The organism is Peribacillus sp. NJ4, from assembly GCF_030348345.1.
Taxonomy (GTDB): domain Bacteria; phylum Bacillota; class Bacilli; order Bacillales; family DSM-1321; genus Peribacillus.
Window position 1 is genome coordinate 356,904 of the sequence record NZ_JAUCFQ010000001.1, and the last position, 23,031, is coordinate 379,934.

The following is a 23,031-nucleotide window of genomic DNA, read 5'->3' on the forward strand; positions in this document are numbered from 1 at the left end:
TATTTTTTTAAAAGAAAAGGAGGAATGACCTATGAAAAAAAGTACTAAAGCATTAGTCGTATCTTTTCTTATCATCGCTGCTTTTGTTATTGTCCCAAGCGAATTACCAGGCCTTTACGCAGAACTTCCAGGTTTATATAAATAAGTAATGAAGCTTCCTATTATTCATTCAAGCATCTTCATATGAAGGTGTTTTTTTTATTCTTATTAATAGATTATTCTTTTGCGCATATTCCTTTAGTTATAATTATCCATGCAATGGGGGTGAAAGGTCCATTTGGTAGGTGTGGAAGAAACGTGAGCGTAGTTTGGAACGCCTATTTCCTTTTATTAATTTTGTTATAGTGTAAATAATAAAACGGAGAGAGGTGTAAGGTTAATGATTGATATTAATATGAAAGTTCAACCCTCTTTTTACGATGATGAATGTGCCATTGTGTTTTCTTTTTCTTTTGATAAGGCAACCAGGAATATTGGTGAAGCTGTGGTGTACACATGCAAAAAATCAGATGGAAAAGAATACAGCCAAGATCATATAGATACAGATGTACAAGAAAAAATCGCTTATATTAAAGAATTTTCGATTGTAGATGAATATCAGGCAACCTCCATGAAGAAAATTCAACATTTTTTGAATGTAATCGGTATCAAAAAATGTGTGAGGCAAAACCTTAACGGAAATGAAATCGCATTTTAAACGATAAAAACTCATGACACCATACATGTCATGAGTTTTTACCATTTAGATGAGAGTTTTGAGAATTCATTTTCATTTTTTTGATGAAATCGCTCATTTGTTTCCTTTCACTTGGTTTTGAGTTATTTGTTCTTTCGAAAAATTTAAAGTGTTGTTTATTGTTATCGGATTTCATGATGTCTCTCCTTTGCTTTTTTTTATTTACCCTTATTCCATTATTTAAAACGTGATTTTCATGATTTATGGATGGTTCAATGAAAATCTTATGATTATTCCTAAAGTTATATTTTCATCTGTGAATCTCTGTATATAAGGATTAATTAGATAATACTTAGTTCTAAAGCCCAAATATGGAGGGATTTCGCGGTTTATCATCCTGAAAATAAATGCTAAAATGGTCCGAATATCGGATTTTTCATTAGAAACATCAGTTTCTAGTACCCTAAAGTGAAGAGGGTTGAAGAACTCTTTTCGATGGCCCCCGAGCACTTGCTTGGGGGATCTTTTTTTTTATTTGGTCAATTTGTCCAATTTATTTCTATAATATGTTTCGTTTTGTTTGTATATACATGGGTAAATAATAATTAAATAAATGAATTAACCCTTGTTTGTCGCAGGTTTAATCGGAGGAATATATTTATGGATGTGAAAGATAAGAATGATGCCACGAAGCGAACTTTCCAGCAGTACATTTTTCCGTTTACGCTTGAAGGAAATATGATTGAAAAGTTTGTGGAAAAGTTGTTGGAGGACAATTTCGTTTTTCTGAACTTGAAAGATATGGAACAACAAAATCAATTTTATGGTAGCCATAAAGTTTCACACCGTAAATTGGAAAAGTATTTCATGCCTTACATCGAGCCGATATTATTTCCAGGAAACGCAAAACAGAAGGAAGGCTTGCGGCGCTTTACGAAAAAACTGGATATTGATTGTACCTTCGAATCACCCTATTTAAATACCCCATTTATTATTAACTCTATAGATATCTTCATATGTCCATTTCATATTGGCATGATGAATCTCCGTGTTACGTTACCTGAAGGACTTTCATATAATGATGTTCTCTATTTTGGAGATACATTCCGAATCCTTGAACCGATTGCTGATGACGAAGAAAAAACGAAAGTCGGCTGTAGGGAAAATCAGTATGAACAGGTGAAGGATTTCATCTTCAATGAACTATTGCCGCCAATGGAAGAATATATGGATGAAGAACAAGCGGACCCGACCTATTTTGGAAGTTTACCCTTCTTCATCGATGAAAGAATGTACGTGATCAGTTACATTGCATTCCCTGAGAATCGTGATATTTCTAAAACTGACTTATTCCGGATCAGTGAACTGAACGGGTATGACAATGATGGGGAGCCATATATAGGCGCATTAAACCCTGATTATATTGAAAGGTATTATCAAGAAAGGGTTTATGACAGGTGGGGCAAGGAAACCTATTATGTAACAAGCATGTATCATTTCGCGTGTGTCACGAAAGCGACAGGTAAACTGGAACAGGAACTGGCAAGCGAAATGTACGGCCAGCACTTTTACACGGTGTTGCTTTTCTTCTATTATAAAATCGTACTGCTCAAATTGGCTCATGAACACTCCCGAATAGATGTGGAAAAAGATCAATCGGATACGGAACAGCTGATTTTCATGATCACTGAGTTTTCTGCAAAATATTTATTTACTGAAGTCAATAGTACGGCTATCGGTAAAGAGCTATTCAAAAAAACGGATGAAACCTTCAGGATCGCCCCTCTCTATAAAGAAGTGAAGGAAACACTTTCCTACCTTTATCAAAACCAGGATAAACTGGCTGGGAAAAGCAGTAATTATCTCTTGCAAATACTAACGATTTATACCGTTATTTCCGGGATATTCGGAATGAATCTATATATTGAAGATTGGAAAGGGAAGTTACCGTGGAAAGCATATATGAATTACTCCCTATACGAATGGGTAGCTGTCATGGTGACGACGAGCGGTCTCATCATTTCGAGCATCCTGGGCTTTTTCTTCTTGAAAAAATGGTTGCAAGAGAAAAAAAGCCGAAAAAAAAGAATGCTTTAGTTTTTCGAAAAAGGGGAATTAGGAATTGCCTCACCCAACGATTAGTGGATGAAACCCTCACTGGTTTGATGGAATTTGCGATACTCCTGCCGAATAACTGGCTAGCCTGGACCACGCAGGATGCTTGCTTTGATGCGGCTTGGCAGACGGTCGGCGGAAAGGATTTGCGGATTTCCGAAAACAACTGGACCTTTTTTAAGAAAAAACTGTAGCTGCTGGTTTTATTTCAAACCATGAATTTAAAAGAAAACTTGAATTTCCTTCATGTTTTTTTACTTTATTATAGTAGATGAAATCTTCACTGGATTGAAGGGATTTGCGACACTCCTGCTGAATAACTGGCTAGCCGGGACCCCACAGACACTTGCTTTGATGCGGCTTGGCAGACAGTCGGCGGAAAGGGAACGGATTTCTGAAAACAACTGAAACGTTTAAAAAACTGTAGGCAAACTCGCTTTCTTCGAAGTTGTCTATAGTCTGAAGTCCTGTACAATATGTACAGGACTTTTGCTTTAGAAAAAACATGGTTAATTAGCAAAATCAAGAAATCGGTCATACAAAATCCCCCATTCCCCTAATATTTTGATAAACTATAGGTATATCACTCTAACTATTCATTAGGAGGAAATCATGAAGAAACTAGCTTTAGTTTCCAGCTTATTGTTAATGAGCGTATTGTTCCTGGCAGGATGCTCGGATGAGCCAACTCCAGAAGATCGCTTTGCAGCATATACGAAGCTTTGGAATAAACAGGATTTTACGAAGATGTACGATTATCTGTCACCGGAGACAAAGAAAGAAATCAGTGCGGATGAATTTGCGAAACGTTATGAAAAAATTTATACGGGCATAGAAGTCGACCAATTAAAGGTGGACTATAAACAGCCAAAAGAAGAAAAAAATCATAAAGATGGAGAAAAGGTGAACCTTGCTTATACCGTTGATATGTCCACTATGGCAGGTGCAGTCAGCTCTGACCATAAAGCGACCCTTGTCAAGGAAGGGGAAGGTGAGGAAGAAAATTGGTACATCCAGTGGGATGAAAGCTATATATTCCCTCAATTGGAAGCCGATGAAAAGATATCTGTTGAATCTTATCCAGCCATTCGCGGGGAAATTGTCGATCGAAATGAACGCGGTCTTGCCATGAATGGAACGGTAGCAGAAGTAGGAATTGTGCCAGAGAAAATGGCCAATGAATCCGAAACAGTTAAAAAGGTCGCTGGAATCCTCAATATGACCACCGACGAAGTGAATCAGAAATTAAAACAATCATGGGTGAAGCCCAGCTATTTCGTCCCCATCAAGAAAATGTCAAACGATAATACCGCGACCTTGGAAAAGCTATCAAGCATTGCTGGGGTATCGGTCAATAATACGGAAGAACGCATATATCCATATAAAGAGGCGACTGCCCATCTAATTGGATACGTCGGCGAGGCATCAGCCGAAGACTTGGAGAAATTGAAAGGGAAAGGTTATACCGCAAGTGACGTTATTGGCAAGCGGGGCCTTGAGGAAGTTTTAGAAGAAAGGCTTAAAGGGAAACCTGGCGGTAAAATCTTTATTAAATCAGAAGATGGCGAAGAAAAAGTGATTGCTGAAAAGCCTGCTGAAGAGGGAGAAACAATTACATTGACCATCGATGCCGAGCTTCAAAAGGATATCTTTAAGCAATATAAGAACGAAGTTGGATCAGCATCGGCACTTGATCCGAAAAGTGGTGAAACGCTTGCACTTGTTTCAAGTCCGTCATTTGATCCTAATAAATATATATTCGGAATAACAAAAGCGGAACAAAAAGCGCTTGAAGAAGACCCAAAAAAACCGCTCTTAAACCGTTTCAGTTCGACGTTTGCACCTGGTTCAACCATTAAGGCGATTACTGCGGCAATCGCTTTGAAAAATGGTGTGGATCCGAATGAGACAATAAATATCCAAGGAAAAACGTGGGCCAAATCGACATGGAAAGATCATTCCATTACAAGGGTTTCTGACCCCGGTGTTCCAATCGATATGGAAAAGGCATTAATTTATTCAGACAATATTTATTTTGCCCAAAAAGCATTGGGGCTTGGAAAGGAAAAATTCTCAAATGGACTCAAGGCATTCGGATTTGATGAAGCTTTGAACTACGATTATCCGATCAAAGCATCGAGCATTGGTAAAATCGACAGTGAAGGACGCTTGGCAGACGCTGGATATGGTCAAGCTCAAGTCCAAATGAGCACTCTTCATCTCGCTATGACCTATTCAGCCTTCTTGAATGAAGGAAACATCCTGGCACCTTCGTTAATAACAGGAGATAAAATGGAAAAGAAAATATGGAAGGAAAATGCCATATCAGCAGACCAAGCAAATCAGATCACCAAGATGCTGACACAAGTAGTGGAACATCCTAAGGGAAGCGGACATGGAATAAATGATCTTGGCATAAAAATCGCAGCCAAAACGGGAACTGCTGAAATCAAGGCATCCAAAAACGCTGACGGAACAGAAAATGGTTGGTTTGTTGCAATGGACTTAGAAGACCCAGAACTTCTCATGGCATGGATGGTAGAGGATGTAAAAGGACGGGGCGGCAGCCATGTCGCTATCGATCATATGAAACCGGTTTTGAAGAAGTATTTAAAGTAAAGAAATAAGTACCCATCAAAAAATGGTTAGATGCATCGAGCATTTACCAAATAAAAAGCTGGACATGTTTTCTTCCATGTCCGGCTTTTTATTTTTTAACGGTTAAGGATTTCAGTACCTTCATAAATAATCAAAAACGTTATGTTATTCAACCTCAATATTAAAGGTTGGATTTGAAGGATAATGAGTCGTACATACAGAATGTAAAAAGAGAGTTCAGTAAACCTTAAAAGTTTGTCATCCAAAAAGGAGTTAAAAACAAGGAATGAAAATCATGGAACATGGTTCAGCAGCAGTGACATCATCCAGGATTATTATATACTCCCCCATGCCATTGGATTGAACGTATCAGGATTAATGCGTCCGGAAATCTTTGAAAGACAAATAGAATTGGAATGAGGATGAAAAGGAATGAGGAGTTTAAAATATTTGTTTATTGCTTTCTTTATCATTTTTTCTGCATTTCCTTCTCCTGAAGCAACGGCAACGGAAGAGAATACAACGATGGAAGTGAAACTGAAGAATTACTTAGGGAATCAAACCAGTGTCAAATTAACGGCAACCGGGGACTACCGTACTTCAGGGGGAGAGATATTCATCAAGGCGGGTGAAGATCTGACTTTGAAAGTGGAGTCAGCAAAAATTGCCGTTTACAAAGGTTCTAAGAAAGCGGGAGCTTATGCTTCCTTCAAGATAATCCCTGTTAAACCAGATGCTTCATTGTCCATAAACGGCCGGCCGTATCCAGGCTCATTTTCATTTACAGTGGAGGGCGGTTACATTCGGCCAATCAATCATGTTTACATTGAAGATTATCTAAAGGGCGTTGTGCCGCGGGAGATGCCTGCACTATGGCATGCCGAAGCCTTAAAAGCACAGGCGATTGCCGCTCGGACTTATGCTCTTCGCCATCAATCCACATTAATTGATGATACGGTTTCTTACCAAGTATATGGAGGGGCGGACGGTCACTACCAAACTAATTCTGCCATTGATCAGACAACGGGTATGGTAATCAAACAAGATGATGAAATAATCGAAGCGTTCTTTTCCTCAAGTAATGGAGGCATGACCGAATCGAATTCAAATGTTTGGTCAAGTGGTAATCCTCTTGCATATTTAACTATAAAAGAAGATTCCTATGATCCAAAAACCAATTGGGCGATAACGCTGGACAAGCAGCAAATCGACCTGTCAAAAAAAGATTTATCTAATCCGGATGAATGGTGGACAAGTGTACAGGAAAAAGATAAAGCGGTTGTACCTAGGCTCAAGGTTTGGCTGAATAATAATGGATATGCGAATAAAGATATTAAAATAACGGAGATTCCCGTCTTAACATTTACCGATAAAAAAACGGGAGGCCGGGTTACGAAAGGCTCCATCCAACTGAAATTCTATGTAAGGGATCTTGTTGATGACAGGGGGAGCCTTTTGGAGCAAAAGATTAACCTTACCAATGTAGCGGCTTCCAAAATCAGGGGCATGGTGGGACAAGGTGTGATGAAAAGCTATCTGGTTGACCATTCATCTTCCAATCCTTCCAGAATTGCAATTGAAGGGTCAGGATACGGACATGGGGTCGGGCTAAGTCAGTTTGGAGCGAAAAACAGAGCGGAAGCAGGTCAATCGTATCAAGAGATTTTGGCATTTTATTACCCTAACACTAATATAGAAAAGGAATATGGAAAAGTAGGGGCTGGAGCTAAAACGGATCTTGACGTGAAGGCGGCACCGAATTCAATAAACATGAAAGCGAAGACGGATCATGAAAAGGATGAAGTTGGAATCACTTATTCCCTTAAAGAAGATGCTGTAGTTTCACTCACGATTAAAGATAGTAAAGGGAAAGCCCTAACTAACCCAGTTCGTGACCAAACAATGAAAAAAGGTACCCATTCAGTAATCTGGAACACGAAAGCGGTAAGTGACGGTACATATGGAGCGGAAATATCAACAATGGACCGAAGCGGTAATGAAGGTTCGGCAACAATGGTGATTAAGATTAGTAAGGATACGTCGGTACCGAAAATCACCGATGTCAAAATTTCTGGAAATTACAGTACCGAGAAAGCGAACATAACGTATACAATAAATGAAAACTCTAAAGTGAAAGTGGAAATCAAGAACAGTAAGGGCAAAGCGGTTGGCACCCTTTCCGAAAGGCAGGTCATTAAAGGCAGGCAATCGGCAACCTGGGATTTCAAAAATATGAACAACGGGATGTTCACGGTGACAATCACCGCTAAGGATGGGAGTGACAATAAGAAAACCGTTTCAACGAAAATCCCCATTAGGAAGACGACGGGAATCGTGACAGCAAACGCATTATCTATTAAAGAAAATAGAAATAATTCTTCTGAAACGATCGGGAAACTATACAAGGATCAAACCGTAACGATCCTAGCTCAACAAGATGAGTGGTATAAAGTGAAAAAGGGAAGCCAGATTGGGTATGTTGTAAAAAAACATGTGAAAAAATGAATGATTAAGACGTCATTTATGGCGTCTTTTTTTGTTCCTTTATATATGGTTAAGGTTCTTCATCAAATTCACGAGTAAAAGGCGCAAACTCACGAGTAAACAGCACGAATTCACGAGTAAAAAGCGCAAACTCACGAGTAAACGGCACAAACTCACGAGTAAAAAGCGCAAACTCACGAGTAAAAGGCGCAAACTCACGAGTTAAAAGCGCAAACTCAGAGTAAAAAGCCCAAATTCACGAGTAAAAGCGCAAACTCACGAGTAAACAGCGCAAACTCACGAGTAAACAGCATGAATTCACGAGTAAACAGCGCAAACTCACGAGTAAAAAGCCCAAATTCACGAGTAGACGCACAAACTCACGAGTAAACAGCGCAAACTCACGAGTAAACAGCGCAAACTCACGAGTAAACAGCACGAATTCACGAGTAAACAGCGCAAACTCACGAGTAAACAGCGCAAACTCACGAGTAAACAGCGCAAACTCACGAGTAAACAGTACGAATTCACGAGTAAACAGCGCAAACTCACGAGTAAACAGCACGAATTCACGAGTAAACAGCGCAAACTCACGAGTAAACAGCACGAATTCACGAGTAAACAGCGCAAACTCACGAGTAAACAGCACGAATTCACGAGTAAACAGCGCAAACTCACGAGTAAACAGCACGAATTCACGAGTAAACAGCGCAAACTCACGAGTAAGCAGCGCAAACTCACGAGTAAACAGCACGAATTCACGAGTAAACAGCGCAAACTCACGAGTAAACAGTACGAATTCACGAGTAAACAGCGCAAACTCACGAGTAAACAGCACGAATTCACGAGTAAAAAGCGCAAACTCACGAGTAAACAGCGCAAACTCACGAGTAAACAGCGCAAACTCACGAGTAAACAGCACGAATTCACGAGTAAACAGCGCAAACTCACGAGTAAAAAGCGCAAACTCACGAGTAAACAGCGCAAAACTTCAGGAATATCGCACAATTTCGTGAGTAATTGGCCCAAACTTCGGAGAAATCCCCCAAAACTTGAGTTAACGCACCTCAATAGAAATGAATACCGAAAAAATCAGTTAATGAGACAGGAGAACCATCTTAAAAGAAGAATGAATTCATTCTTCTTTTGTTTTATGCTGACCGGGTGTGAACGGAACACCGGCGGCTTTTGTGATGATTTTCGAAACATCCGTATTTTCAATGACCCCATCAAAGGCTTCACTTCCTGGACCCGAAGCAAAAACGGGTATCATATTGGCGGTGTGCCCTCCTGTGGAACTGGCAGCCCTTATGCTTCGATCAGCTACACCTGCCTTATGATGCTTGGCGATGGTGCTTCCGATTTCCCAATCAATTTGATGCTGTGGATAGACAAGCGTTCTATTCTTTCTAACGTTAGCGATGAATTGATGAACTTCCTGATCCGTAAGGGATATATGTGCATACTTCTTGAATGTGGAAACGACACTTTCTGGATTGATTTCGTTATTTTTATTGAATGTAAGCTGTTTGGACATATATTCAGAAGAAACCCTGATTTTTTTCAATGCAGGGATATCCATGGTCTCAGATGCGGAGGTCCCCATTGTTTCGTGGTCTGCAAGCACAACAATCAAAGTATCATTTCTATTTTTTGCCCAATTCACAACCTCTTTGACGGTCTGGTCAAACTCGATCGTTTCCTTCCATATTCCAGTGATATCGGCTGCATGCTCCATGTGGTCAATACGAGCACCTTCAGCCATCAGGAAGAATCCCTTATCCCCCTGAGATAAAATATCAATCGCTTTGGATGTCATTTCGGGTAGAGATGGCTCTTGTGAATGTAATACTTCTTTATCCAGCTTAAAATTCATATAGGTAGGGTGAAATAACCCTAATAGTTTTTCCGTTTTATTAATGGAACTAAGCTCTTCTTTAGTGGTTGTAATCCCATAGCCTGCTTTTCTAAATTTAGTGATTAAATCCTCGCCATTTTGCTTATCTGCCCCGAAATAGCTGGCACCTCCGCCGAGAATGACGTCTATCCGGTTCTCAAAGAGCTGCCTCGCGATATTCGCGCCGCCTGTCCACCGGTTAGACACACTTGCACCAAAGGCAGCAGGAGTGGCATCGACTACCATATTGGTTGAAATGATCCCGACTTTTTTTCCATTCGCCTGAAATGCATCCAATACACTATCTACCTCGGAACCATTGACATCGACACCGATCGATTCATTGTTGGTTTTTATTCCAGTGGCAATCGCGGACCCTCCTGCTGCCGAGTCAGTGACGTAATTATTGGCGGAATACGTGCGCATCAGGGCAATGTGCTCCAGTTTTTCCAAATGCAAAACGCCTGTCTTTCCGTATTCCAATTGTCGGGCAATTTCTATTGCACCTAACCCCATGCCGTCGCCAATCAGCAATATGACATTCTTGGGGGCGTTTTTGATCTCTGCTTGAATAGGAGAGGCCATGCAAATAATGCAGATAAGAACGAGTAATCCAAAGTGATGAGGCTGTGTAAGTTTAAGAATGAATCTTGTGGATGTCTTATTCATCTGGAATCCTCCATTGGGTGAAAGTCTTCCTATTATTTGTTTAAATCGATAAAAAAACCCCTTCCTGATAGGAAGGAGCATTAATTTTCTATGTGAATTTCATCCAGACTGGACTAGGATGACTGTAGCTTTTATAACTTTTACAATATTGGAATAAAAGAAGGAAGGGTGAAAAAACCTTCTATATAATTTCAATATATAGGTAATAATTTATAAACAGTAAATATATAACTGATATAATTTCACTAGAGTTCAATTGAAATAATAGGAGAGAAAACCCTATGCTATCCAGTATGAAAAAGTTCTTCAAAGAAAGCTCTAAAGACTTAAAGAGAATTTATAAGTTGGTAGAAGATGTGAATCGACTAGAGGGTAAATATGAAAGGTATTCTGATCAAGAATTATGCGGAATGAAGGATAGATTTAAAAGCTTATTGGATGCTGGTAAAAATATATCGGATATACAAACCGAAGCTTTTGCGGTAGTAAGGGAGGCTTCTAAACGAGTGTTGAACCTTAGGCACCATGATGTCCAGCTTGCAGGCGGCTTTGTCCTGAGTGAAGGGGGCATTGCACAAATGAATACGGGAGAGGGGAAGACACTTGTCGCTACCTTGCCTAGCTATTTACATGCACTGTACGGGAATGGTGTCCATATTATTACGGCCAATGAATATTTGGCCAGACGTGATAAAGAGTTAATGGGAAAAATTCATGAATTTCTAGGGTTGACGGTCGGTTTGAACATTTCCCAAATGGGGCCTACTGCAAAACGTGAAGCTTATGGGGCAGATATCACGTATGGAACGGCAACAGAGTTCGGTTTCGATTATTTGCGTGACAATATGGTTTTCCGAAGAGAAGAAAAGGTTCAAAGAGGACACCGATTTGCCATTGTCGATGAGATTGACAGCATCCTGATTGATGAAGCGAGGACACCATTAATCATTGCGGGCAAGGCAAGCGACGGAACCGAGCTTCACCAGATCACCGCACAAATCATGAAGTCATATATAGAAAATGATGATTACGAGATTTTCACTGAGTCAAAGGCTGCCTTTTTCACGGATCAAGGGGCTTCCAAGATTGAAGAGGCTTTTGGTATCGACAATCTGTATGGTCTGGATCATCAAGAGTTATTGCATAATGTCACACAGGCGCTTAAAGCCCACGCAATCATGAAATTGGATGTGGACTACATTGTCATGGATGGAAGGATTGCATTAATCGATAAATTCACAGGCAGGGTGATGGAAGGGCGAAGCTTCAGTGATGGGCTTCATCAAGCAATTGAGGCAAATGAGGGCTTGGAGATTTCCGAAGAGAATGAAACACAGGCGTTGATAACCATCCAAAATTATTTTCGTTTATATCATTCAATGTCCGGGATGACAGGCAGTGCTGTGCAATCAAAGTCGGAATTCCAGGAAACATATCAGCTCCCCGTCATTGAAATTCCAACTAATAAGCCTATTATTCGAGTGGATGAGATTGATTTGATCTATAAGGATGAAATCAGCAAAATCAACAAAATCGTCACGGAAGTAAAACGGATTCATGAAGAAGGCAGACCTATTCTGATCGGGACGACCTCCATTGAACAATCTGAAAAAATTTCGGTTCATTTAGATAAGGGGAAAATTAAGCATAAAATCCTTAATGCGAAGACGGAAGAGGATGAAGCGGAAATCATCGCCAATGCCGGGCAAAAAAATCAAGTCATGCTGGCTACGAACATGGCTGGGAGAGGAACGGATATAGTGCTGGATGATGCTGTCAAGGAATTAGGCGGCCTTCATATCATCGGTACGGAGCGACACGAGAGCAGTCGGATTGACATGCAGCTAAGGGGACGTTCCGGCCGGCAGGGTGATCCAGGTTCAACACAATTCATCATTTCCTTGGAAGATGATTTGTTTGATTACTATGATGAAGAAGAGATCGAACGGTATATAAATAAAATCAAAACGGACGAAAATGGATTGGTTGTGGGCCCTGCACCCGATAAATTCGTGAAAAGGGTGCAGGAAACGATAGAGCAGATGCATCAATCAAGTCGTTACCATTTGTTGAAGTTAGAACATGCATTAAATGAGCAAAGAAAAATCATCTATGCGATGAGAGATAGGATTCTTGATTGGGATTCTGGACGGATGTCGGCCATATTACTAGAATATATCGAAAAATACGTTCGTCGTCTCATAGAGAAACATTCCCCTGAACATCTAGCAGAGCCTGATTCCTCCGCCTTTATTGATGAGCTTTCCCTTGTTTTCCTGTCTTTGGATTGGCAGGCAAGTGATTTGAAGGATTTGGAAGGTCATTTAGTTGAAGCAAAAGCATTGGATGCTTTAGGTGAATTGGAATCGATGCTAGTAATTTTTCAAGACGATGCAGAATGGGGAAATCAGTTACGTGCTTTCATGCTGCAGCATATTGATACAAATTGGATGAATCATTTGGACGAAATGAGTAGTATGAAGGAAGGCGTTGGTTTAAGCGGATATGGTCAACAGGACCCATATATGTTGTTTGAAAAAGTGGCACTTAGCCAATTCAACCTTCTCTTAAGTATAATCGAGTCGGAGATAAGCATCCGTTTTATGGAATATATGAATAGCAATCAGGAAGATGAAGCTGCTTTGGAGAGTGAAGAATGGTGAGTTTATTTGGAAAAAGGGATATAAGGGTTAATGAAAAGAAAAACCATTTAACTATAGATGAACGTGAGGTACTCAATCAGGACGCTGTTCATACTGCCCTGATGTTTCACAAGGAATGGGAAATTTCCAAGCAAGAGGAATATGTATATAGATTCCACCATCAAAGGCTGGCTGCATTAAAACCGAATCAAATTTCAATATCCGGCGTTAAGCTGACTAGGGTAGAGGATGATGTAATCATAGTTGCTTTTCTCCGAAATTCATTGGAGAAAGCAGTCCGGTTTGATATCGTGGATTTATTGTTAGTGGATGGGAACGGAAAATTATTGGCAAAAAAGGCATTCGATCTATCAAATCTGGGGGAGATACCGGCACTTTCAAGCATGCCATGGCGTTTCTTATTCGAAGAAGGGGATATGTTGGCAGAATCGATTCCTGATGAAGATTGGAAGATTGCTTTTGAATGGAAGAGATAGTAGGAAAAACACTCACATGAATTGGCGGCAACCGGAATGAAAAGAAATGATTAAGTATGTTGAAAAGCCCTCATCTATACCAGTTTGTCGACAAAATAGGGTGCGGAATGGTCTCATCCCGAATCCCTTTCACGATTTTATCGAGGGAAGTATTACCCGAATTATAAAAACGGGAAGGGGTTATGCTCCTTGATTTTTTACTGGTTTATATGGGATGAAACCCTCACTGGATTGAAGAAATTTGTGACACTCCTCTCGAAGCAATTTCTGAAAACAACTGAAGTTTATTAAATAATAAACTTGCTTTTCTCGAGTTTGTCTACAGTCTGAGCCCTCATCTATAGATGAAGGCTCTTGTTTATGAGGGAAGGCATTAAGACTGGTTTGACAACTTAATGCTGTTTTCTGTCTGCAATTTCTCATAAATGGTAACGCTAAGTAATATTTATAAGTAATCTTCCGTAATCAGGCGTAACGATGGCCTGGAAATAATGAAGAGGAAAGTGGCTGGAGCATGAAGAATAACCTAAATCAGCGATTGAAGGAGAGGCTATTTGAGATTTTGTCCATTTCAATCGTGGCCATACTTTTCATTTATACGAATGATAGGATGGGTAATGATCTTTCTATCGGGATTATTACGATAATCATCGGTGTTGCCGGTTTTATTGTTTATCTGAAGGAATGGATACCGAATTGGATCCTAAAGGGCATCATTTTTTCTGTCCTCCTTCTTTCGATCATGGTCTTTTTCCTTGGGGACATCTGGTTTTATCGCTATTACTCGACACCTATAACTTCCTATATGTGGATGCAAAAAAGCAATCTGAATGGGCTTGGTGAAAGTATATTCAGTATGATGGAAATGAAAGATTCTATCTTTCTTCTGGTAGGCATTCCAATTGCAGAATCATTCGTGAAGAAAAAATACCCCCTCAAGCATATGGCACTTATACCGGCCGTGATTTTCCTGATGATAGCAGGGCTTAAGCCGGTAAAGAATATTTTTATCGACAAGGTGGATATAACCCGGCGTTATGAGGCGAATACCTTTTTGCGAAACTGGGGCCCGATCGGTCATCACGTATTGGACACGTATGCCTACTTTACTGACTCGGGAGGGCATGGAATGTCTTCGAAAGAAAAGAAGGCCGTTTCTGATTACTTCAATAAAAAGAAAATAAAGGATCATGCCTTTTCAGGCTCATTGGAGGGGAAGAATCTCATTATCATCCAAGTGGAATCTTTACAGGCGTTTCCGCTATTTCAAAGGAGTGCCGGACAGGAGGTCACACCATTCATGAATGAATTGGCGAAGGAGGGTTTGTACTTCCCGCATGTATATCCACAGACCGTATTTGGAAATTCATCTGATGGAGAGCTGATCGTGAATACCGGTTTATTTCCTTTAAAGCAAGGCGCGACCTTTTTTCGGTTCCCTTATAATGATTTTCCGGGTCTTGCTAAAGAATTAAAGAAGTCGGATTATCAAAGTTATGCTTTCCACGGGGATGAAGAAGACTTTTGGAATAGGCAGCATGCATATCCCTCACTAGGGTTTGATGACTATTTTTCCATAGAGGACATGAAGCAAGATGAGATGATTTCGATGGGCTTGGGAGACCGCAGTTTCTTCAATCAAAGCTATGATTTATTAAAAGATAAACAAAATCCCTATTACGCTTTTTTCGTTACATTGACCAGCCATGTCCCTTTTTCGCTACCGAAGGAACAGATAACATTGAAGCCTGAAGTTGGAAAAGAGGGCAGTTATCTATCTAAATATTTTGAAGCAATTCATTATACGGATTCAGCCATCGGGGATTTCGTAAAGAAGTTGAAGGATGACGGGAAATTGAAAGACAGCGTGATTGTCATTTACGGAGATCATGATGGGATATTTTTAAAAGATAAACACGAGGTTGAAGCGTATTACGGTAGTAAAATTAGCGATGAGCAGTGGATTGAAAAATATATGCCCATTCCCGTGATCATTTATCAGGAGGATATGAAAGGAAGAACGATTGATAAGGTAGCGGGCCAAATCGATATTTTACCAACTCTATGTGATCTGTTCAATATTAAGAGTTCTTCATACTTTGGAGAGAGCATGCTTAATGACGAAAAAGGTGATGCTTTGATATTAAAAGGAGATTATGGCTCTCAAATGAAAATTAATGAAGAAGGCAAGGTCGAAGGATTTTCACCAGAAGACCAAAAGGAGATTGATCTGAGTGACCAAGTGATACGTTCCGATTATTTTAAAAAAACGAAGGATTGACCAAAAGGTAAAAAAAGAGGATGGCTATTAAAGCCATCCTCCCCCCATTATAATCCCAGATGTGTTTTCACACGGTTTTGGGCTTCAAGTTTTGTATCTTCCGGAACGATGTTGTACCAAACGCCATCTACCTTTTGATTGTCACCTTCAAGAGTATATTGTTCAATATTTTTTAGGGATGATTTATAGTTATTTTGGATACTCAACATTTCATTGAAACTTAAATTGGTCTCAACGTTTTTACCTAGTGCTTCGAATATATCGTCATAATTGGTAAGTGTTGAGAGACTTGACCCTTTTTTCATGACAGCTTGGATAACCTGGCGTTGCCGCATTTGCCGTCCATAATCTCCGCGGGGATCTTCCTTGCGGATTCGGGAATAAATCAATGCCTCTTTACCATTTAAGTCGATTGTGCCTTTATTAAAATTAAACCCTTTATAGGCAAGGTCCATATCATTATCAACTGTGATGCCACCTACAGCATTCACAATATCCTGAAAGCCTTCCATATTCATTTTGACGTAATAATCAATCGGAATATCCATATAGGCTTCCACTGTGTTTATCGACATGGAAACTCCGCCATATGCATAGGCATGGTTCATTTTATCATTTATGCCTTTACCGATGATTTCTGTACGCGTATCTCTGGGTAAACTCAATAATTCAATGGATTCTTTTTTAGGATTAACCGTCATGACAATCATCGTATCTGATCGACCTGAGTCATTTTTCCTTTCATCCACGCCAAGAATGAGTAATGAAAATGGATCTTTGCTTTTGAACTTGATGTCATCTACACGCTTATCCGTTTTGTGCTCTGTACCCTGCATAGTTTGAATCGCTCCGGCTAACGATTGATAAACTGAAGCTCCATAAGTACCTGCGCCAATGATAAGGATAAGAAGGGTGAAGCCGATTATTTTAAACGTTTTACGTTTCTTTTTCTTTTTTTTATGTTCGGATCTCATCTAATATTCCCCCTTGAACCATCCCATAAAATGGAAGGTGCGAAAAAATACCTAGTTGGTATGTTTTTAACTATACCTTTTTTTTGTCAAAAATAGAATAGTTTCTTTTTGTACTTAGAGTGCATATTTACCTGTATTAACAGTAAAAAAACGAAGGATTCTCAGATACTGAATTCCTTCGCTATCTTATCAATCGAATTTTTTTAATTATATAACCATGAATAAAAAGAAGGTGTGAATCTCTACATAAGATTGCCAGACTTTAAGATAAAGTCTGGCATGTAAATCTTATAAACTTCTATATCCTATGATTCTACTTTTGAAATAAGAGTTTGAAGTAGAACTGATTGTTACTCCCTTACTTGATGAGGCATGAATGAACTGTCCGCCACCCAAGTAAATTCCCATATGGCTTACCACTGATTTGTTGGAACCCGTTGCAAAGAAGATAAGGTCGCCACTTTTCGGTGAAGTAACAATTTTACCCATATCATAATATGTGGAAGATGAAAGCCTGGAAACTTCATATCCAGCCTTTTTGAACGTATAGTAAATAAATCCACTGCAATCGAAACCTGATGGAGAGGCGCCCGCCCACGAATACGGTGTTCCAATTAATTTCTTTGCTTCAGAAACGAGCTTGGTTACTTTGTTCCCGGAACTTGGAGCTTCCACATTTCCATCATCATGTTTACCTGGAGAGGCTGTACTTGCCGATTTACCTAATTTTAGTTTTTGGCCCACTCTGATTAGATCAGACTTTAACGAGTTGATTGATTTAAGCTGGGCTACAGTCAAGTTGGTTTTTCTGGAGATCTTGGAAAGTGTGTCCCCTTTTACCACAATGTATGTAGACGAATTGGCTGGGGTCTGAGTAACATTAGATGGCTTGGAGCTGCTGGGTAGATCAATGGTGGTGGTAGTGGTTGATTTAGATACGATAAGTTTAGCACCCGCATAAATTCTATCGGATTTTAAATTATTCAATTTCATCAATTCAGCAAGTGTAAGGTTATGCTTGTTTGCTATCCTGGTTAAGGTATCACCTGAAACAATGGTATATGTAGTATTCTTTGTTTTTTTCAAGGAGACTGAAGAATCATTTGATGTGGTTTTGGAGTTGGATATAATTAATTTTTGGTTAATACTCAAAAAGTCTGTTTTTAAGTTATTAAGCTGTTTTAAGTCTTTTACTGTCGTATTATGCTTCTGGGCGATTTTACTTAAGTTATCACCGCTTTTGACTGTATATGTACTGGCAAGGGCAGGAGAAACAAAAGTCGAAGATAAAATGGCTAATGTCGAAAATGCGACTACACTTTTTTTCACGGTTTTCCACCTCGAATATGTCTTTTTCCCTATTCTAACAAATCAAAAGGGTTAAAACATATTACATTTTTGTTACAAGGGGAAAATAGTAGTATTTTACTGGTTTATATTGGTTGGATTTGAGTAATGTAATCTACAATATTTTCTATAATGTGAGTCTTTTTTCACAATTTGGATTCGTGTAATTAATTTGTCAGTCCCTGTAAAAATAGCCCTGTTTTTATAATGTACATTTCCATCTTCATTTAGGTAATTCCTTCTTTTAATGATGGGTTATTGGTTTTCGAATAACAATTTCTATCAGAAATAGTGCGTTATTTTGTTAGTATTTCACTAATCGTGGGCTGAAATCTTCCCGCACTAATTTTACTCATTTTTTTTAACTGGACTGAGTTTTTGAATATCAAAGATCACAGTGGCTTGTTGATTGTTGTAGGGAATAAAAGTTGGTGTGAAGGTTCGTTTTTGGGGTCGCTCATGTGAACTCATGGGCTAAATCCATACCTGTTTTAATCGTAGTTTTTTCTTTCCTCTTGATTGGAGATTGGTAGTGAAGTTTGTTCCCAAGTTATAATTTTCTGTAGTAATCTTTGCATAAAAAATCGACTTTTGTATTTGTTGGAAACTTCATTTACTAAAAAGGGCGATTTTTTTGTGCATTAATTTCATGAAAAAAGGGTATTGTTCCTTAAAGTCATTTTCCTGACTTTTGGGGGATCCCCATCATTCGTGTTCCCTTTTTTTACTCTTTCGGTAGCGCCTACGTTAAAAAAGTCATCCAACTAAATGAGGCAGAAAAGTCGGTTAAGGATGAAAGCAATCAAACTCTTTAGATGTTTTTCTGTTCCCTCTCTGCGATTATTTGGATTGCTAGGTCTAATGTTCTGCTTTTTTAGTATCAGAGGGGCATAATAAAGTTTGGTATGACAACGAGCATTAAATTTAAGTGAATTCAAACAGTTGGTGACCTATTCCTAAACTTTACTTAAGAAATTACTTTAATCACCAAACTTAGTAACATTAAAGTATAAAGCTCTTAGCAAATTCAGACAATGATTCTATAGTTATTAATTCAGGAGGTTTTAAAATGGAAAGTCGCGCGACGATGTTTTGCTTATTAAACTCGTTGGACGTTAATCGGGGTGGAATGACAAAGGCCGCACTTCTACAAGCTAACTTATTTGCAGAATTAGGTTATGAAACCTACATCCTTACCTTTAACTTCAATCCCCGATATAACACGATCATTCAACAACTAATTAAACAGGGTAAGATTGACAAGCGTATCAAACTTTTGAATATGTTTGAATCGTTAAGCCTTACAAACAGAAGTACGTTACAGCAGAAGGAAATTGAAACCATTAAACGGATTGAAGAGTTTAATGCAGTATTGGACAAACGTGCCGGTTTTAATGCATATAGAGCATATGAGAATGGATTATATACAACTTATATAAATTATGATAAAGAAAACAAAGTGAGTTTCCTTGATTACTTTAATGAACAACGTTATCGTACAAAACGTGAGGAGTATGATGAATACGGTTATCTAAGGAAAGTCGCCTACATGGATTTCGAATTGAATAAGCCAAGGCAAAAGATCTATTTTGATGACAAAGGACAAGCTTACTTGTCCGTATGGTCCAACCCTAAGAATGGAAAAACGAACCGCGTAAACCACTTCAATTCAAATGGTGTGCTACTATCCGTTCATACGAATGAGTTGGATCTAAAAATCAAATGGGTGGAGAGCATCATAAAAGACTATGATTACCCTGTTTTAGTTTGTGATGCCAGAACATCCGATCCAGTCATGATGAATGTCAAACTGGAAAAAGCAATTAAGATATGGAGACTCCATAGTAATCATGTTAAACCGCCATATAATGTAGACGGTGAAATTGGTGTAAAAATCGCTCCTACTTTAGAAGCCATCGATGAACTGGATGTAGCTTTGTTATTAACGGAATCACAAAAGGTTGATTTGGAGGAACGCTTTGGCAAAAAAGATAATATTCGAGTGATTCCTCATTATATGAAAGATTTCGCGTTCAGTTCTTTTAAGAAAGCTGATAACTTAGCTGTCATCATTAGTCGATTCTCCACTTTGAAAAGAATCGACCATTCAATAAAAGCCTTCAAAAAAGTAGTCAATCGTATACCAAAAGCCAAATTGGAGATATGGGGCTTAGGTAATGAAGAACCGAATTTAAGAAAACTGATTAAGGAACTAGACTTACAAAATCATGTCTTCCTTAAAGGATATACGAATGATCCGGGTAAGCTTTATCAAAAAGCCTTGTTCTCTGTAGTAACAAGTAAAAGTGAAGGCTTCTCATTGGGCATTCTGGAAAGCATGTCAAATGGTTCGCCCATGATTAGTTATGATATTAACTACGGCCCACGGGATCTCATTATTAATGAGGAAACTGGATTTATAATAGAGAATGGCAATATCGATCAACTCTCCGAGAAGATGATTTGGATGTTTGAAAACAAAAAAGCTGCTTTGAATATGGGTAAGAATGCGGTTAAGGATATGAAAGAACGATTCAATGAGCAGCAATATACAGATAAATGGGTTGACACTATCGAAACAGCGGTAAAAAATAAAAAAGCTAAGCTTGGCGTTTATGCATATAAATGACTAAATAGACCTGTCTTATAAGTTCCTAAAATAAAACAGGTGAAGAAAAACATTTCGTTTTTCTTCACCTGTTTTTCTATTTTAATAATTCTTTATTGAGAGTAGCTGGAGGAAGCCAGCTATCTTCAGCAATGTTAAACTCCGTTTAGACTTCGTTAAGCCCCGAAAAGAAAAGCGGCGAACACCACAAAAAGGGGGGCGCCCCTATTTATTTTCCTGACTTTTGGAATAGCCCCGGTTTTATTTAAAAAGGAAATCAACTAAATTCCTACTCGAATTTCCTGTAGAGTATTGATTCCATTTTTGGTTAAAGGGAGCGATTTTCATTAATGGGTGATCGGCGGCGCGGATTTTCCTTAAGAGCTCTTCTGTGGTAGATACTACCGATCCGGGCATGGAAGAGGAGTAATCCTCCCAGAATCCCCGTTCCTGCATATAATATTCTAAGTCATATGCAAAGAATATCATTGGTCTTTCCAGAAAAGAGAATTCAAATGGAATCGAAGAGTAATCCGTTATCAAAAGATCCGTACTGATCAGCAGTTGATTTACGTGAAATTCACTATTGACAGGATAAACGAACCCTGGGAATTTATGTCGTAAATCATGCTCTGCTTTTACGGCAGGATGCAGTTTAAGTAATAACGCATAATTTTCACCCTGAAGTTCCTTGTAGAGCAATTCCAAATTGAGTGCAATCTCTCCATTGTTCAAGCCGTCATTACGGAATGTAGGGGCATATAACATGATTTTCTTATGCTCAAGTTCTGGATACTTGGCTAGCAATGCACTGCGTGCAGTTTTTTTGGCTTCATCATTGAAAAAGAAATCGGTCCGAGGTATCCCGGTCCTTAGGATATGGGATGTCGGTAGTTGAAAGCTTTCTTGATAAATTTCCGCCATTCTCTCTGAACCTGCCGTAACATAATCAAATTTTTTATATACCTCTAAAAATCTTTTCCTTGCACCGGCAGAACGGTTTTGAATGGAAGGGTCTTTTGCCCCGAATTGCTTAACGGCACCTGCCGCATGCCAGACTTGTACACATGTCACTTGCTTTTTGAATGAAATGGCTGAAAGAAAGCCAAAATAATTATCAATGATAATCCATTTTGATGTAGCGAGATGATAAATGGATCGGAACATGGCAATGATATTTTTAGATTCAAACGGAAGGACGATGGTTTTCCCATCGTCCTTAACTTCTATATGACTGCTCGGTTTCATTAAAAACACTTTTTGAACAGAAATGTCCTGCTTGTCCATTTCATCTGCGATATATTGGCAATTGTCCCCGAATGATGTGACAAAGGTCGTTTTGCCATGTAAAGGGAAAAGTTTAAAGATAGAGAATAAAATTTTGAAACAAAAAAGATAAATCCCTATCGCGAATTCTTTAGCCATTAGTAACTTGTAAAAGGTCATCTTTAATTTGGGAAGTCGAAATGCCAATTGTTCTTGGAAGGTAGACCACTTCACAAACTTCAGATAATTCATCGAATTGGCCTTTCCAGTCATCTCCCATTACAAAGATATCTACACCTTCACGAATGATGTCTTCCTTTTTTTGTTCCCATTTGTCTTCAGGTATAACTTCATCCACATAGCGGATCGATTCAAGAATCATTTTTCTATTTTCAAAGCTATGGTAAGCCTTTTTATCTTTTAAAGCATTAAATTCATCCGTGGAAATGGCAACGATAAGGTAATCCCCTAAATCTTTAGCGCGTTTTAATAGATTAATATGCCCCCAATGAAGCAAATCAAAGGTTCCATAAGTGATTACTTTCTTCATGTTTATTCCTCCTGTAAAAAAATGTATTTATATATTTAATCTTGATGGTCGCAAAAAGAATACATAGTCATATGACTAATTCATGATAAAGTTGAAGTCTTTTTAATTATAACAAATAAGATTTACAATTGAACCACAAAAATTTTACAATCTTGTTTAAATTGTAATGTAATTCACAATTTTGGATCCTATTCTATAATTTAATTGATCCTTAATCAAGAATATATAAATATATTAAAATGGTTATAATCAGAATTTAAGTATAACACATAGCTAAATTCTTAAAAGGATAAGTATATTTCATTTATGTTAAAAAGTGATAGGCAAATAGACCAGATTCAATTTTTTTGCTAGACTTGTTTAGGTTTCTTATATTAAAAAAAATTCGAACTCTTAACTTGATTATTGGGGAATTCGAGAAAAAATA

17 protein-coding genes and 1 pseudogene are annotated in these 23,031 nt (G+C 38.6%); 12 read left to right on the forward strand and 6 right to left on the reverse strand.

Translation table 11 applies throughout. The features are described from left to right. Window positions 1–379 precede the first annotated feature (379 nt). The 7 genes from QUF94_RS01790 (at window position 380) to QUF94_RS01820 (ending at window position 7,894) form a co-directional block, all read left to right on the forward strand. Window positions 380–697 carry a hypothetical protein gene (locus QUF94_RS01790; RefSeq protein ID WP_289314345.1) on the forward strand — a complete coding sequence of 106 codons (318 nt, stop codon included), beginning with the start codon at window positions 380–382 and terminating at the stop codon, window positions 695–697. Between the two features lie 639 nt (window positions 698–1,336). Continuing rightward, the gene (locus QUF94_RS01795; protein WP_289314346.1) at window positions 1,337–2,773 is read left to right on the forward strand and encodes a hypothetical protein; all 1,437 of its coding nucleotides are present in this window, start codon (window positions 1,337–1,339) and stop codon (window positions 2,771–2,773) included. Next, complete coding sequence (locus tag QUF94_RS01800) at window positions 2,731–2,985, forward strand: hypothetical protein (protein ID WP_289314347.1); 255 nt, start codon at window positions 2,731–2,733, stop codon at window positions 2,983–2,985. Before QUF94_RS01795 ends, QUF94_RS01800 begins: the two co-directional genes overlap by 43 nt. Before the next feature lie 52 nt (window positions 2,986–3,037). After that, window positions 3,038–3,199, forward strand: coding sequence for a hypothetical protein (locus QUF94_RS01805; RefSeq protein WP_289314348.1), 162 nt, complete (start codon window positions 3,038–3,040; stop codon window positions 3,197–3,199). A 204-nt stretch (window positions 3,200–3,403) separates the two neighbouring features. Next, the gene (locus QUF94_RS01810) at window positions 3,404–5,410 is read left to right on the forward strand and encodes a penicillin-binding transpeptidase domain-containing protein (protein WP_289314349.1); all 2,007 of its coding nucleotides are present in this window, start codon (window positions 3,404–3,406) and stop codon (window positions 5,408–5,410) included. Window positions 5,411–5,644: 234 nt separating this feature from the next. Further along, entirely contained in the window at window positions 5,645–5,809 is a 165-nt protein-coding gene (locus tag QUF94_RS01815; RefSeq protein ID WP_289314350.1) for a hypothetical protein, read from the forward strand. Window positions 5,810–5,821: 12 nt separating this feature from the next. Continuing rightward, the gene (locus QUF94_RS01820) at window positions 5,822–7,894 is read left to right on the forward strand and encodes a SpoIID/LytB domain-containing protein (RefSeq protein WP_289314351.1); all 2,073 of its coding nucleotides are present in this window, start codon (window positions 5,822–5,824) and stop codon (window positions 7,892–7,894) included. A 39-nt stretch (window positions 7,895–7,933) separates the two neighbouring features. Here QUF94_RS01820 and QUF94_RS01825 read toward each other — a convergent pair whose 3' ends face one another. Beyond that, window positions 7,934–8,092 (reverse strand): hypothetical protein, encoded by a 159-nt coding sequence (locus QUF94_RS01825; protein WP_289314352.1) that lies wholly within the window; start codon window positions 8,090–8,092, stop codon window positions 7,934–7,936. A 212-nt stretch (window positions 8,093–8,304) separates the two neighbouring features. Here QUF94_RS01825 and QUF94_RS28700 point away from each other — a divergent pair. Beyond that, a pseudogene (locus tag QUF94_RS28700) lies at window positions 8,305–8,889 on the forward strand (hypothetical protein); the annotation flags it as partial. A gap of 119 nt (window positions 8,890–9,008) precedes the next feature. Here QUF94_RS28700 and QUF94_RS01835 read toward each other — a convergent pair. After that, on the reverse strand, window positions 9,009–10,439 hold the full coding sequence (locus QUF94_RS01835; RefSeq protein ID WP_289314354.1) for an alkaline phosphatase: 1,431 nt from the start codon (window positions 10,437–10,439) through the stop codon (window positions 9,009–9,011). 281 nt (window positions 10,440–10,720) lie between these two features. Here QUF94_RS01835 and secA point away from each other — a divergent pair, with 281 nt between their 5' ends. The 3 genes from secA (at window position 10,721) to QUF94_RS01850 (ending at window position 15,859) form a co-directional block, all read left to right on the forward strand. After that, complete coding sequence (secA, locus tag QUF94_RS01840; protein ID WP_289314355.1) at window positions 10,721–13,102, forward strand: preprotein translocase subunit SecA; 2,382 nt, start codon at window positions 10,721–10,723, stop codon at window positions 13,100–13,102. Then, window positions 13,096–13,578: an SLAP domain-containing protein gene (locus QUF94_RS01845; protein ID WP_289314356.1), complete on the forward strand. Its 483-nt coding sequence runs from the start codon at window positions 13,096–13,098 to the stop codon at window positions 13,576–13,578. The genes secA and QUF94_RS01845 overlap by 7 nt, the downstream gene beginning before the upstream one ends. 514 nt (window positions 13,579–14,092) lie before the next feature. After that, window positions 14,093–15,859 (forward strand): LTA synthase family protein, encoded by a 1,767-nt coding sequence (locus tag QUF94_RS01850; RefSeq protein WP_289314357.1) that lies wholly within the window; start codon window positions 14,093–14,095, stop codon window positions 15,857–15,859. Window positions 15,860–15,906: 47 nt separating this feature from the next. On the opposite strand, the gene QUF94_RS01855 is transcribed toward QUF94_RS01850, so the two are convergent. Beyond that, the gene (locus QUF94_RS01855) at window positions 15,907–16,833 is read right to left on the reverse strand and encodes an LCP family glycopolymer transferase (protein ID WP_289314358.1); all 927 of its coding nucleotides are present in this window, start codon (window positions 16,831–16,833) and stop codon (window positions 15,907–15,909) included. Between the two features lie 288 nt (window positions 16,834–17,121). After that, complete coding sequence (locus QUF94_RS01860) at window positions 17,122–18,162, reverse strand: C40 family peptidase (RefSeq protein ID WP_289314359.1); 1,041 nt, start codon at window positions 18,160–18,162, stop codon at window positions 17,122–17,124. A gap of 1,087 nt (window positions 18,163–19,249) precedes the next feature. Between QUF94_RS01860 and QUF94_RS01865 the strand changes: the two genes are divergently transcribed. Further along, a complete protein-coding gene (locus tag QUF94_RS01865) occupies window positions 19,250–20,809 on the forward strand; it encodes a glycosyltransferase (protein WP_289314360.1) in 1,560 nt (519 codons plus the stop codon). A 240-nt stretch (window positions 20,810–21,049) separates the two neighbouring features. Here QUF94_RS01865 and QUF94_RS01870 read toward each other — a convergent pair whose 3' ends face one another. Next, window positions 21,050–22,234, reverse strand: coding sequence for a CDP-glycerol glycerophosphotransferase family protein (locus QUF94_RS01870; protein ID WP_289314361.1), 1,185 nt, complete (start codon window positions 22,232–22,234; stop codon window positions 21,050–21,052). Beyond that, window positions 22,206–22,604 carry a glycerol-3-phosphate cytidylyltransferase gene (tagD, locus tag QUF94_RS01875; RefSeq protein ID WP_289314362.1) on the reverse strand — a complete coding sequence of 133 codons (399 nt, stop codon included), beginning with the start codon at window positions 22,602–22,604 and terminating at the stop codon, window positions 22,206–22,208. The genes QUF94_RS01870 and tagD overlap by 29 nt, the downstream gene beginning before the upstream one ends. Between the last annotated feature and the right edge of the window lie 427 nt (window positions 22,605–23,031).

Excerpts from the sequence above, each read along its gene's own strand:
- QUF94_RS01810 (WP_289314349.1), top strand. The coding sequence starts at position 3,404 with ATGAAGAAACTAGCTTTAGTTTCCAGCTTATTGTTAATGAGCGTATTG.
- QUF94_RS01865 (WP_289314360.1), top strand. The coding sequence starts at position 19,250 with ATGGAAAGTCGCGCGACGATGTTTTGCTTATTAAACTCGTTGGACGTT.
- QUF94_RS01790 (WP_289314345.1), top strand. The coding sequence starts at position 380 with ATGATTGATATTAATATGAAAGTTCAACCCTCTTTTTACGATGATGAA.
- QUF94_RS01845 (WP_289314356.1), top strand. The coding sequence starts at position 13,096 with ATGGTGAGTTTATTTGGAAAAAGGGATATAAGGGTTAATGAAAAGAAA.
- QUF94_RS01795 (WP_289314346.1), top strand. The coding sequence starts at position 1,337 with ATGGATGTGAAAGATAAGAATGATGCCACGAAGCGAACTTTCCAGCAG.
- QUF94_RS01855 (WP_289314358.1), bottom strand. The coding sequence starts at position 16,833 with ATGAGATCCGAACATAAAAAAAAGAAAAAGAAACGTAAAACGTTTAAA.
- secA (WP_289314355.1), top strand. The coding sequence starts at position 10,721 with ATGCTATCCAGTATGAAAAAGTTCTTCAAAGAAAGCTCTAAAGACTTA.
- QUF94_RS01820 (WP_289314351.1), top strand. The coding sequence starts at position 5,822 with ATGAGGAGTTTAAAATATTTGTTTATTGCTTTCTTTATCATTTTTTCT.
- QUF94_RS01805 (WP_289314348.1), top strand. The coding sequence starts at position 3,038 with ATGTTTTTTTACTTTATTATAGTAGATGAAATCTTCACTGGATTGAAG.
- QUF94_RS01835 (WP_289314354.1), bottom strand. The coding sequence starts at position 10,439 with ATGAATAAGACATCCACAAGATTCATTCTTAAACTTACACAGCCTCAT.
- QUF94_RS01870 (WP_289314361.1), bottom strand. The coding sequence starts at position 22,234 with ATGACCTTTTACAAGTTACTAATGGCTAAAGAATTCGCGATAGGGATT.
- QUF94_RS01850 (WP_289314357.1), top strand. The coding sequence starts at position 14,093 with ATGAAGAATAACCTAAATCAGCGATTGAAGGAGAGGCTATTTGAGATT.
- tagD (WP_289314362.1), bottom strand. The coding sequence starts at position 22,604 with ATGAAGAAAGTAATCACTTATGGAACCTTTGATTTGCTTCATTGGGGG.
- QUF94_RS01800 (WP_289314347.1), top strand. The coding sequence starts at position 2,731 with ATGGTTGCAAGAGAAAAAAAGCCGAAAAAAAAGAATGCTTTAGTTTTT.